This is a genomic window from Klebsiella sp. Q11 (genome assembly GCF_964241505.1).
GTDB lineage: Bacteria > Pseudomonadota > Gammaproteobacteria > Enterobacterales > Enterobacteriaceae > Klebsiella > Klebsiella michiganensis.
Window position 1 is genome coordinate 167,922 of the sequence record NZ_CAXSXW010000005.1, and the last position, 12,638, is coordinate 180,559.

10 protein-coding genes are annotated in these 12,638 nt (G+C 58.4%); 5 read left to right on the forward strand and 5 right to left on the reverse strand.

Going from position 1 to position 12,638, the window contains the following annotated elements:
• The first annotated feature begins 15 nt into the window (after positions 1–15).
• Positions 16–1,134, forward strand: coding sequence for an S-(hydroxymethyl)glutathione dehydrogenase/class III alcohol dehydrogenase (locus ACESQ2_RS09830; protein WP_014229209.1), 1,119 nt, complete (start codon positions 16–18; stop codon positions 1,132–1,134).
• Between the two features lie 52 nt (positions 1,135–1,186).
• Here the strand turns inward: ACESQ2_RS09830 and ACESQ2_RS09835 are convergent, their stop codons facing one another.
• The 5 genes from ACESQ2_RS09835 to pcaH all read right to left on the reverse strand — a co-directional run bounded on the left by ACESQ2_RS09835 (position 1,187) and on the right by pcaH (position 6,745).
• Positions 1,187–1,462 carry a hypothetical protein gene (locus tag ACESQ2_RS09835; RefSeq protein ID WP_014229210.1) on the reverse strand — a complete coding sequence of 92 codons (276 nt, stop codon included), beginning with the start codon at positions 1,460–1,462 and terminating at the stop codon, positions 1,187–1,189.
• Positions 1,463–1,626: 164 nt separating this feature from the next.
• A complete protein-coding gene (locus ACESQ2_RS09840) occupies positions 1,627–3,999 on the reverse strand; it encodes a membrane-bound PQQ-dependent dehydrogenase, glucose/quinate/shikimate family (protein WP_014229211.1) in 2,373 nt (790 codons plus the stop codon).
• 292 nt (positions 4,000–4,291) lie between these two features.
• Positions 4,292–5,215, reverse strand: coding sequence for a LysR substrate-binding domain-containing protein (locus ACESQ2_RS09845; protein ID WP_004850547.1), 924 nt, complete (start codon positions 5,213–5,215; stop codon positions 4,292–4,294).
• Between the two features lie 172 nt (positions 5,216–5,387).
• Positions 5,388–6,008, reverse strand: a complete 621-nt coding sequence (pcaG, locus tag ACESQ2_RS09850; protein WP_004850549.1) for a protocatechuate 3,4-dioxygenase subunit alpha — start codon at positions 6,006–6,008, stop codon at positions 5,388–5,390.
• Entirely contained in the window at positions 6,005–6,745 is a 741-nt protein-coding gene (pcaH, locus tag ACESQ2_RS09855; protein WP_004850552.1) for a protocatechuate 3,4-dioxygenase subunit beta, read from the reverse strand. The genes pcaG and pcaH overlap by 4 nt, the downstream gene beginning before the upstream one ends.
• Positions 6,746–6,984: 239 nt before the next feature.
• Between pcaH and ACESQ2_RS09860 the strand changes: the two genes are divergently transcribed.
• The 4 genes from ACESQ2_RS09860 (at position 6,985) to ACESQ2_RS09875 (ending at position 12,582) form a co-directional block, all read left to right on the forward strand.
• The gene (locus ACESQ2_RS09860) at positions 6,985–8,328 is read left to right on the forward strand and encodes a VOC family protein (protein ID WP_004850554.1); all 1,344 of its coding nucleotides are present in this window, start codon (positions 6,985–6,987) and stop codon (positions 8,326–8,328) included.
• A gap of 42 nt (positions 8,329–8,370) precedes the next feature.
• The gene (locus ACESQ2_RS09865) at positions 8,371–9,879 is read left to right on the forward strand and encodes a carboxylesterase/lipase family protein (protein ID WP_046877283.1); all 1,509 of its coding nucleotides are present in this window, start codon (positions 8,371–8,373) and stop codon (positions 9,877–9,879) included.
• A gap of 173 nt (positions 9,880–10,052) precedes the next feature.
• The gene (ycaC, locus tag ACESQ2_RS09870) at positions 10,053–10,676 is read left to right on the forward strand and encodes an isochorismate family cysteine hydrolase YcaC (RefSeq protein WP_004850558.1); all 624 of its coding nucleotides are present in this window, start codon (positions 10,053–10,055) and stop codon (positions 10,674–10,676) included.
• 250 nt (positions 10,677–10,926) lie between these two features.
• A complete protein-coding gene (locus ACESQ2_RS09875) occupies positions 10,927–12,582 on the forward strand; it encodes a glucan biosynthesis protein D (protein WP_004850560.1) in 1,656 nt (551 codons plus the stop codon).
• The last annotated feature ends 56 nt before the right edge of the window (positions 12,583–12,638 follow it).

Sequence of the window (12,638 nt, forward strand, 5' to 3'; positions counted from 1 at the left end):
ACGAGGAAGAGAGATATGAAATCACGTGCAGCCGTCGCGTTTGGCCCAGGCCAGCCGCTTTCAATCGTTGAGATTGACGTCGCGCCGCCGAAAAAAGGCGAAGTGCTGGTCAAAATCACCCATACCGGCGTATGCCACACCGATGCCTTTACCCTCTCAGGCGACGATCCGGAAGGCGTTTTCCCGGCGGTACTGGGCCATGAAGGCGGCGGGATTGTCGTCGAAGTGGGGGAAGGCGTGACCAGCCTGCAGCCGGGCGACCACGTTATTCCTCTATATACCGCCGAATGCCGCGAGTGTAAGTTCTGTAAATCCGGCAAAACTAACCTCTGCCAGGCGGTGCGCGCCACTCAGGGTAAAGGCCTGATGCCGGACGGCACCACCCGTTTCTCCTACAACGGTGAACCGATTTATCACTATATGGGGACCAGCACCTTCAGCGAATACACCGTAGTGGCCGAAATTTCGCTGGCAAAAGTTAACCCGCAGGCGCCGCTGGATAAAGTCTGCCTGCTGGGCTGCGGCGTCACTACCGGTATCGGCGCGGTGCACAATACGGCGAAAGTAAAAGAGGGCGATACCGTCGCCGTCTTCGGCCTCGGCGGGATCGGCCTGGCGGTGATCCAGGGCGCGGTACAGGCGAAAGCCGGGCGCATTCTGGCGGTGGATACCAACCCGGAAAAATTCACTCTCGCGAAAGAGATGGGCGCGACCGACTTTATCAACCCGAATGATTACGATAAGCCGGTTCAGGATGTGATTGTTGAACTCACCGACGGCGGCGTCGACTTTAGCTTCGAGTGTATCGGTAACGTCAACGTGATGCGCGCGGCGCTGGAGTGCTGCCACAAAGGCTGGGGCGAAAGCGTCATCATCGGCGTTGCCGGCGCGGGCCAGGAGATTAAAACCCGCCCATTCCAGCTGGTCACCGGGCGCGTCTGGCGCGGCTCCGCGTTCGGCGGCGTGAAAGGGCGTACCCAGTTGCCGGGAATGGTTGAAGAGGCGATGGCGGGGAAAATTCGCCTCGATCCGTTTATTACCCACCGTATGCCGCTGGATCAAATCAACGAAGCGTTTGATCTGATGCATGAAGGTAAATCCATTCGTACCGTCATTCATTTCGGCGAGAATTGATTTTCCTGGTGAAAAATAACCCGGGCATGCCCGGGTTATCATTTAAGAGGGATTACTCCCGCCGCAGGTTTTCATAACCATTCTGCCATCGCCGCTGTTCCCGCCGCTCCCGTTCACGTTGAATATCCGATTTCTCATCTTCCCACACCGCGCAGTGCGGCCCGCTGAACACCTCGCAGGGCTGTGGGTTGGCGGTGAGCGGAGACGCCGCTTTCTCTTCCCAAATCGTCGGATCGCGCAGGTCCACTTCCGGGGCTTTTAACGCCTGAGCCGAGGCGGCGGCTAACATAAAGGTGCCTGCGAGCAGGCGGCAGGGTGAACTTTTCATCCATTATCCTTGTTCAGTTGTTATTATTGATAACCATTCGCAATAGTAACATAGCTGAATGAAAATGGATTGCTTAGGGGGGCTGAAGATGATTTTGCTTTCGCGCCAGCCGCCACCGGGCGGTTCCCGGGCCGCAAAAAGGGCCCCGTTTGGGGCCCTGGCGGTTACTTCTGCTGCGGAAGCGCGTAGGCGATAATATAATCGCCGCGGTCCGGCGACTGGCGAGCGCCGCCCGCGTTGATGATGATGTACTGCTTGCCGGTTTTCGGCGATACGTAGGTCATCGGGCCGGACTGACTGCCGACCGGCAGACGCGATTTCCAGATCTCTTTCCCGTTGGCGGTATCAAACGCGCGCAGGTAGAAGTCCTGGGTGCCCGCGAAGAACAGCAGGCCGGACTGGGTTGATAACGAGGCGCCCAGCGTCGGCATACCGATAGGGATTGGCATATGCATGCGGATCCCCAGCGGGCCGGTGTCCTCAACGGTGCCCACCGGAACCTGCCACACCAGTTTGCCGGTTTTCAAATCAACCGCTGACATAGTGCCGAACGGTGGTTTCTGGCACGGAATGCCCAGCGGCGACAGGAAACGTTCGCGCATGGCGCCGAACGGCGTGCCCTCCATCGGCACAATCCCCATTTCGATACCGCTGGCGTCCTTCGCCACTTTGGCGCGCGGCACCATATAGTTGGCGAGGCCAAGGCGCATATCATTGACGAACATCAGGCTGTTGTTCGGGTCAACCGACACGCTGCCCCAGTTCATCCCGCCCAGCGAGCCGGGATACTGCAGCGAACGATCCTCGCCCGGCGGGGTGAAGACGCCCTGGTGACGCATCTCTTTAAACTGGATGCGGCACAGCAGCAGGTCGACAGGCGTCGCGCCCCACATATCCGACTCGGTCAGCGTCTCGTTGCCGATCATTGGCATGCCGACGGAGTAGGGCTGGGTCGGCGAGTAGCGCTCGCCCTTGACGTTGCCCGCCGGGACTGGACGTTCCTCAACCTTGGCGACCGGTTCACCGGTGGCGCGGTTCAGCATAAAGATCATGCCCTGCTTGCTGGTTTGCACCAGCACCGGCGTGGTGCCGCCTTTACCGTCAGGCAGATCGTACAGCAGCGGCTGGGAAGGCAGGTCGAAATCCCAGAGATCGTGATGGGTGGTCTGATAATGCCAGCGTACCTGGCCGGTCGTGGCGTCAACGGCCACGATGGAGGAACTGTATTTATCGTCCAGCGCGGTACGTTCGCCGCCAAAGAAGTCCGGCGTTGCGTTACCGGTCGGCAGATAAATCAGATTCAGCTTCGCGTCATAGGACATGGCCGACCAGACGTTCGGCGTACCGCGGGTGTAGGTCTGTCCGGCCGGCGGTTCGCCGGTCAGGTTCGGGTTGCCCGGATCCCATGCCCACGCCAGTTTGCCGGTATGAACATCATAGGCGCGAACGACGCCCGGGGGCTCGCCGGTGGAGAAGTTATCCGCCACGCGACCGCCAACCACGACCACGTTACCCGCCACCAGCGGCGTGGAGGTCTGCTGGTAGTAACCCGCTTTGATTTCCCCCATGCCAACGCTCAGGTCCACAATACCGTGGTCGCCGAAGGCGTCGCACAGTTTACCGTTATCTGCATCAATAGCGATCAGACGGGCGTCGGTGGTTGGCAGGAACAGGCGGCGGGAGCAGGCGGCCGGCTGCGCGTCGGCGGCAGGGGAAGCCTGGGCCTGGCTCTCTTCGTAATAGCCTAAGCCGCGGCAGCGCTGCCAGTTCGGCGCGGTGGCTTTTGAATCATAGCGCCATTTCTCTTTACCGCTATCGACATCCAGCGCCAGCACCTTGCTGTAGGGCGTACAGACGTAAAGCGTATCGCCAATTTGCAGCGGCGTATTCTGGTCTTCCGCGCCGGAGCCGTTGCTCTGCGGGATATCCCCGGTGTGGGCGACCCAGGCAACCTGCAGCTGGTCAACGTTCTGTTTGTTAATCTGGTCGAGGGCGGCGAAACGGTCGCCGTGGGTGGTGTTGCCCCAGTGCGCCCAGTTTTTCTGCTGCTCGCCCGCGGCGACCGGTTTAACCGGCACCGCCTCGCTGGCGCTGACCAGCGGCTGGGATTTAAACATCCAGCCGAAACTGACCAACAGTACCACCGCCAGCACCGCTGCCAGGCCAAACGCCGGCCCTTTTTTCGCCGGCTCCCGGGACAGAAACGGCCAGACCAGCGCGGCAAGGAAGGCCAGTACGCCGAGCGCGAACAGGCGCGAGAACAGCGGCCAGTAGGTCCAGCCGGCATCGCTAATGGCCCAGACGATCGAGGCGATAAACGCTATCGCGTACAGTATGATACCGCCGCGACGGCTGCGGAAAATGAGCACCGCGGCGATAACCATCACCAGGCCCATAATCGCAAAATAGAAGGTCCCGCCAACGGAGGCGAGCTTTGCACCAAGAATACCGATAGCCAGGCCGATGATCAGCATCAGCCCGGCGAGAAGCCACTGCAGGACCCGGGGGAATCCTCGCGGCGCGTTGCCAGTTGCCATTTTTTCTCCTTAACCACCCCTGAACAGGCGTGAACCAGATGAATCAATTTCTCAAGTAAAGGCTTTTGAATGAAGCGATGTTGACCTTCATAAAAGCAGGTTTTTTACTGTTATTGATTTCGAGTGAACCATTTGGTGAAATCGTGGCTATGATAGATCTGTTAAAGAAATTTACGCAATTGTTAATGAATGATTTCGCACTAATTGATTATTGTGGTGAATATGGTGGGTGCGAAAAGGAAATCAGGCGGTCAGATCTCCCCGACGCGGGTAACTGTCGGGGAGAGGGCGATCAGACGGGCATCGATTTACGAATGGCGCTCAGCAGGGTTTGTGTTCCCGCGGTGAGCGTGGCGTCCACTCGGGTGAGAATACCTATCGGTTCGCCCGCGCCCTGGGTGGGCACCGGCAGCGCGGCCAGCAGCCCACGGCGCAGGTCGTCTTTGACCGCGCCGGAGGGGACAAACCAGACGTAGTCGTAATCGACGGTGAGCTGGCGCGACAGGGAAGCCGACAGCGTCTCGATGCAGCCAGACGGAATTTTGCAGCCCTGGCTTTGCAGCAGGGTTTCGGCGTTCTGTCGCGGCAGCGTACCTTTGGGCGAAACCACCACCGGCCACTCCATGACCCGACTCAGCGTAACCGTTTCCTGCAGCAGCGGATGCCCCGGACGAACCACCAGCTTCAGGGATTCGAGAAACAGCAGTTCATAGTTCAACCCGCTCATCAACTCCGGATCGGACATCCGTCCGATACCGATATCGATTTCTCCCGATTTGAGTCCGGCCAGCAGCATGGTGTTATTCATGGTCGCCACCTGCAGGGTGATATCTTTTTGCTGCTGATGGAACTGGCCGATCACCGAGGGCAGGATCCCCAGCGCGGCGGTGGGGAGCGCCCCGATGCGCACGATATCGCTGTTGAGGCCTTCTTTACGGTTTAGCGCCTGTCCCGCGGTATTGAGCGCGTCGAGCACTTTAACCGCGTGGGTGAGAAACTGTTCGCCGACCAGCGTGAGCTGCGCGCCGAGGCGTCCACGCTCAAACAGCCGGGTACCGGTCAGCTGCTCCAGTTCGTTTAGCGTTTTAGATAAAGCCGGTTGACTCAGATTTAAGGTTTCAGCCGCACGCCCAAGAGTTCCCTGTTGAGCGACGGCCACGAAAGTATGTAGATGGCGCAAGCGAATGCGCTGACTGAAAAGACCATTTTTTTGCATAATCAATGTTAAAAACAGAGGCGTCCCAGTGACAAGTAAGGGCGATTAAAATTGTTAACTTCATAGCAAAATATTATTAACATTTTATATTATTATTTTACAAGTTGATTTTATTGAGTTTGCCATATAGCGTCGCCCCTGACCGGCAGGGGCGGAAAAAGGAAGAAAAAACTCAGATATCGAAGAAGACGGTTTCGTTTTCGCCCTGCAGGTGAATATCGAAGCGATATACGATCTCCGCGCCGCGGACCTCGCGCTGCGCGATGAGGGTCTGGCGACGCACTTCCCACTCAATCAGATTCAGCACCGGGTCGACCTGGTTGGCATCCTGCTCGTCGGAAAAGTACATCCGGGTGTTGAGGCCAATATTAATCCCGCGGGCGACCACCCACAGATTAACGTGCGGCGCCATGGTGCGCCCATCGCGACCTACCACGGCCCCGGGTTTAATGGTTTCGAAGCGCCAGACGCCGCTGGTGAAGTCCGAGCAGCTGCGTCCCCAGCCGCGAAACGCCGCATCCAGCTTCTTGCCCTGCTGTCGGTCGTCGGGATGGTTATAGCGCCCGGCGGCGTTGGCCTGCCAGATTTCCAGCAGCACATCGCGCACCGGCGTGCCGGAGCCATCGATGACTCTGCCTTCGATAGTAATGCGTTCGCCCTCGGTGTCTGCCGTGGTCAGCGTCGGGCCAAAATTTTTCTCAAAGATATGGAAACCGGCGGCGTCCGGCGCGAGGCCGATATGCACATAAGGGCCGGCGGTTTGTGACGCGGTTTCAGGTAAATAATCTTTCATCGGGCGGCCCCCTGCGTGCGGTTTTCAAACAGCGTTGCGCGATGGCCGCGCAATACGAGATCAAAACGGTAAGCCAGAGAGTCCAGCGGTACGGCGGCATGGGTATCCAGCTCGGCGATTAATGTCCTGATGGCATCATCGTTATTGATGGTTTTGACAATAGGACACTGTTTAATCAGCGGATCGCCTTCGAAATACATCTGCGTGATCAGACGCTGTGCCCAGGCGTCGCCGGAGAGCGAAAAGTGAATATGCGCCGGACGCCAGTCGCTTACCTGGTTGCGCCACGGATAGGGGCCGGGCTTGATGGTGCGGAAACAATAGTAGCCGTTTTCGTCGGTCAGCACCCGTCCGCAGCCGCCAAAGTTCGGGTCGATAGGCGCCAGGTATTGATCTTTCTTATGCCGGTAGCGTCCGCCCGCGTTGGCCTGCCAGACTTCGACCAGCGTATTTTTCATTGGTCGGCCAAATCCATCGCGAACGTAGCCGTGGACGATTATCCTTTCGCCAATCGGCAGGCCGTCTTTGGCGTAGTTGAGGATCAGGTCGTTATCGAGCGCGCCGAGATCGTCGCTGCTGAACACCGGTCCGGTGATTTCAGAAAGGGAATTCTGTAGGGAAATGAGCGCATTGCGCGGCGAGCGCAGCACGCTGGTTTTATAGCCCGGGGCGTAAGCGGGAGGATGGCTGCTGTAGTCGCGGTGCAGGACCTCGCGCGGTGACCATTTGTCGTTCATGAGGGTACTCCATATTATCGGTAGAGAGGCATGTTGTTGTAATGTCGCCACTCGCAGTGTGTGTAAATGTTTTGTTAATTTAAAGTGAAATTAAAGGGTGTTTAACATAACCGGCGGTTATGAAGTGAGCGGGTGAAAATAAACCGGCCAGCTACCGGCATCACAGTTTGTAAATTCTTCCCGCCGTCTGCAGAGAGCTTTCCTACACTCCAGGGAGAATTCACTGGAGGTAAGACATCATGGCGAACACCATCACGGCTGATGAGATTCGGGAAAGCTTTTCGCAGGCGATGTCGGCGATGTACCAGCAGGAAGTTCCGCAGTACGGGACGCTACTGGAGCTGGTGGCCGACGTTAACCTGGCCATACTGGAGAATAACCCGACGCTGCACGAACAACTGGCCAACGCCGATGAACTGGCGCGGCTGAACGTTGAACGCCACGGCGCGATCCGCGTCGGTACGGCGGAGGAACTGGCGACCTTGCGTCGCATGTTTGCCATTATGGGAATGTATCCCGTCAGCTATTACGATCTGTCGCAGGCCGGCGTACCGGTTCACTCCACCGCGTTTCGCCCCATTGATGACGCCGCGCTGGCGCGCAATCCGTTTCGCGTTTTTACCTCGCTTCTGCGACTTGAACTTATCGCCAATGAAGCTTTGCGTCAGCGGGCGGCGGATATCCTTTCCCGACGCGATATCTTCACGCCGCGCTGTCGTGAACTGATCGCGTTACATGAACAGAAAGGGGAGTTTACCGCCGCAGAGGCGCGCGAGTTTGTGCAACAGGCGCTGGAAACCTTTCGCTGGCATCGACACGCCACCGTCGATGAGGAAACCTATCACGCGCTGCATGAAGAGCACCGGCTGATTGCCGATGTGGTCTGTTTCCCCGGCTGCCACATTAATCATCTGACGCCGCGCACCCTGGATATTGACCGGGTACAGGCGTTAATGCCCGAGTGCGGTATCGCGCCAAAAGCGTTGATAGAAGGGCCGCCGCGCCGCGATGTGCCCATTTTACTGCGCCAGACCAGCTTTAAGGCCCTTGAGGAACCGGTGATGTTTGCCGGAGAGCATAGAGGCACGCATACGGCTCGCTTTGGCGAAATCGAGCAGCGCGGTATCGCCTTAACGCCGAAGGGCCGCGCCCTGTACGACCGACTGCTTGGCGAGGCGGGGGTGGGCAAAGATAATCTCACCCATCAGCGTCATCTGCAGGAGGTGTTTAGCCCGTTCCCGGACAGCGAATTCCTGCTGCGTCAGCAGGGGCTGGCGTACTTTCGCTATCGCCTGACGCCCGCCGGCGAAGCGCACCGTCAGGCGTTTCGTCCGGGCGACGATCCGCAGCCGCTGATTGAACGCGGCTGGGTCATCGCACAACCGATTATTTATGAAGACTTTTTGCCGGTCAGCGCCGCCGGGATTTTTCAGTCTAACCTGGGCAACGAGATACAGACCCGCAGCCACGGCAACGCCAGCCGCCAGGCCTTTGAGGAGGCGCTGGGCTGTCCGGTCTATGATGAGTTTGCCCTTTATCAACAGGCGGAAGAGCGCAGTAAACGACGTTGCGGTCTGCTGTAAAATCAGTACTCTGCTGGCATGAGTCGTTAAAGGAAGCAGGTCATGCAGAATCCGTCTACCCCGCTGGTGAAAACCCGGCAGGGCACCCTATCCGGCACCGCTGAAGAGAACATGCATATCTGGCGCGGTATACCCTATGCCGCGCCGCCCGTCGGCGATCTCCGCTGGCGCGCGCCGCAGCCTGCCGCCCGCTGGCAGGGCGTGCGCAGGGCGGAGAATTTCTCGGCCTCCAGCTGGCAGGATATTGAGTACTGTCGTGAGCTCGGCGGCGGCGATCCCGGCCGCTTTTCCGAGGATTGCCTGTACCTTAACGTCTGGTCACCCGCTTCGCGCGCGCAGCCGCTGCCGGTGATGGTCTGGCTACACGGCGGCGGCTATACCATCGGCGCGGGAAGCTTACCGCCCTATGACGGTAAAGCCTTAGCGTCCCGTGACGTGGTGGTAGTCACGGTTAACTACCGGCTGGGGCATCTGGGCTTTTTTGCCCATCCGGCGCTGGAGGAAGAAGAGGGGGAGCGCATCTATAATTTCGCGCTGCTCGATCAGATCGCCGCCCTGCAGTGGGTTCAGGAGAACATTCACGCCTTCGGCGGCGATGCGGCCAACGTGACGCTGTTCGGCGAGTCCGCCGGGGCGCGCAGCGTGCTGTCGCTCATGGTTTCGCCAAAATCCAGAGGGCTGTTCCATAAGGCGATTATTCAGAGCGGCTATACCTTGCCGGATCTGCCGCGGGAAAAGGCGCTGGCCAAAGGGCAGCTCATCGCGGAGCACTTCTCTTTACCGCAGGCCAGCGCCGAACAGCTGCGGGCGATTCCGGCGGACGCGTTCTGGTCGCTGACCGCGCCGCTTACCATCGGCCCGGCGCCCATTGTTGGCGATGCTGTACTGCCGCAGCCGATGCTGGAGACTTTTTTTAGCGGGCGTCAGCACCCGCTGCCGGTGATGATCGGCTCGAACAGCGATGAGGCCAGCGTCATGGCGGTGTTTGGCGTCGATATCGCCGGGCAGATCCAGAAGCTTCGCCGCGAACGCCGTTTTGGTCTCGGTTTGATTAAGCTGCTCTATCCCGGCGTCAAGGGCGATGAGGCATTAGGGCGTGAAGTCTGCCGCGATATGGCCTTTACCACCCTGGGTTACGTGGTGATGCAGGCGCAGCAGCGGGTAGGGCAACCGTGCTGGCGCTACTGGTTTGACTACGTTGCCGAGGCGGAACACCAAACCTATCCGCACGGCGCGTGGCACGGTAATGAAGTGGCGTACGTTTTTGACAACCTCGACCTTGCCGAGCCGGTACGACAGTATGCGAACGAGCGCGACCGGACCTTTGCCGCCCGGGTTGCCGACTATTGGGCTAGCTTTGCCCGTGTTGCGGGTAACGGCTGCCACGAGCTCTCCGGGCCGGTGCGCTGGCCCGCCAGCGTGCGCGGACGGGACCGTCTGTTGCGCATCGGTTTGCACAAGCGGGCCGGTTTTAAAGTGGAAAACCGTTTTATGCGCGCGCGTCTGGCGCTGTTTCGGCGGGTGATGAAGCACCATGTGACGCTGGATTAACGCTGTCCGGAAGATCTCCGTTTGCCGCGGTACGTTCTGCAAATGGAACAATGCGTCCCACTTTAGGCGGCTAATCCTCAGTCAGCGATTACACTAAGATCGGTTCTGTTAACCCTGCATCCGCAGAACCTGCGTTCTGACGGAAGATCTGACGTTAAAATGAGGAAGAAACCATGGCCAAACCGTATGTTCGTCTGGATAAAAGTGATGCCGCCGTGCTGCTGGTCGATCACCAGACCGGATTACTCTCTCTGGTACGCGATATCGATCCCGATAAATTCAAGAACAACGTCCTTGCCCTTGGCGACCTGGCGAAGTACTTCGGTCTGCCGACTATCTTAACCACCAGCTTTGAGAACGGCCCCAATGGCCCGCTGGTGCCGGAGCTGAAAGCGCAATTCCCCGATGCGCCCTATATCGCGCGCCCGGGTAATATTAACGCCTGGGATAACGAAGATTTTGTTAAGGCAGTCAAAGCGACGGGCAAAAAGCAGCTGATTATTGCCGGGGTGGTGACGGAAGTTTGCGTGGCCTTTCCGGCGCTTTCCGCCATTGAAGAGGGGTTTGAGGTGTTTGTGGTGACCGACGCTTCCGGTACCTTTAACCCGATTACCCGCGATGCCGCCTGGGATCGTATGTCGCAGGCCGGGGTACAGCTGATGTCGTGGTTTGGCGTTGCCTGCGAACTACACCGCGACTGGCGTAATGATATCGAAGGGCTGGGAACGCTGTTCTCCAACCATATTCCGGATTATCGCAACCTGATGACCAGTTTTAACCTTCTGCAGCAAAAATAATCGCCTGCGCGGCCAGCGTTCGTCTGGCCGCTTCCTGATTCAGCATGAAACGCCGCCGGTTGGCGAAATCATCGCCGCCCCCCGGATATCGGTAATTCGGTCTGGTCCGGTGGACATATTTTTTTCACGCATTTCTGCCGTCAACAATTGGATTATCAATCATTTTTGTCTAGAGTGAGCGACATTCACGACGCATGGGTTTGTTACGTCGCGTCTCAATTCACATATGAAGAAGGATGCTCTCTCAGGCATGAACCGCAGACGTTTTCTCAAATCTTCCATGGCTGTTGCCGCCGTATGCGGAACGTCAGGAGTTGCCTCTCTATTCTCGAAAGCGGCCTTCGCCGAGGACTCGGGAATTGCCGACGGCCAGACCCGTCGCTTTGACTATTCCGTACTTCAGTCGATGGCCCACGATCTTGCGCGTCAGCCCTGGGGCGGCGCGCCGCGCGATCTGCCGCCAACCCTGGCAAACCTGACCCCGCAGGCCTACAACAGCATTCAGTACGATGCTGCGCACTCCCTGTGGAGTAATATCGAAGAGCGCAAGCTGGATATTCAGTTCTTCCACGTCGGGATGGGGTTCCGCCGCCGCGTACGGATGTTCTCCCTGGATTCACAAACCCAGCAGGCGCGGGAAATTCACTTCCGTCCCGAGCTGTTTAAATATAATGACGCCGGCGTCGACACCAAACAGCTGGAAGGCCAGAGCGATCTCGGCTTTGCCGGGTTCCGCGTGTTTAAGGCGCCGGAGCTGGCGCGCCGCGATATCGTCGCCTTCCTCGGCGCGAGCTACTTCCGCGCGGTAGACAGCACTTATCAATACGGACTGTCCGCCCGCGGCCTGGCGATCGATACCTTTACCGATACGCCGGAAGAGTTCCCGGACTTCACCTCTTTCTGGTTTGAGACCGTGAAACCGGGGGCTACGGTATTTACCGTCTATGCGCTGCTCGACAGCCCAAGCGTCACCGGCGCCTATAAGTTCGTGGTTAACTGTCAGGAGACGCAGGTGATTATGGATGTGGAAAACCACATCTACGCGCGTAAAGACATCAAACAGCTGGGCATCGCGCCGATGACCAGTATGTTCAGCTGCGGCAATAACGAACGGCGGATGTGCGACACTATCCATCCGCAGATCCACGACTCCGACCGCCTGTCGATGTGGCTGGGCAACGGCGAGTGGGTGTGCCGCCCGCTGAACAACCCGCAGAAGCTGCAGTTCAACGCTTTCCAGGATAAAAATCCGCGCGGTTTTGGCCTGCTGCAGCTGGATCGCGACTTCTCCCACTATCAGGACATCATGGGCTGGTACAACAAGCGCCCGAGCCTGTGGGTGGAGCCACGCAACCAGTGGGGTAAAGGGGCCGTCAACCTGATGGAGATCCCGACGACCGGTGAAACGCTGGACAATATCGTTTGCTTCTGGCAGCCCGAGAAGCCGGTGAAAGCCGGGGATGAGCTGGACTTCCGCTATCGACTCTACTGGAGCGCGCAGCCGCCGGTCCGTTCGCCGCTGGCGCGGGTATTGGCCACGCGTACCGGAATGGGCGGTTTCCCGGAAGGCTGGGCGCCGGGTGAGCACTACCCGGATAAATGGACCCGTCGTTTTGCTATCGATTTTGTCGGCGGCGACCTGAAGGCCGCGGCGCCAAGAGGCATTGAGCCGGTGATTACCCTGTCGAGCGGCGAAGCGAAGCAGATAGAAATTCTCTACGTGGAACCGTTTGATGGCTATCGCATCCAGTTTGACTGGTACCCGACCTCGGATTCGACCGACCCGGTCGAAATGCGCATGTTCCTGCGCTGCCAGGGGGAAGCGATCAGCGAAACCTGGCTCTATCAGTACTTCCCGCCAGCGCCAGACAAGCGTAACTATGTTGACGATCGGGTAATGAAATAATTGCCCTTTATTCCGCCCGTTAAGGTAACTTAGCGGGCGTTTGTTTTTTAATCAGA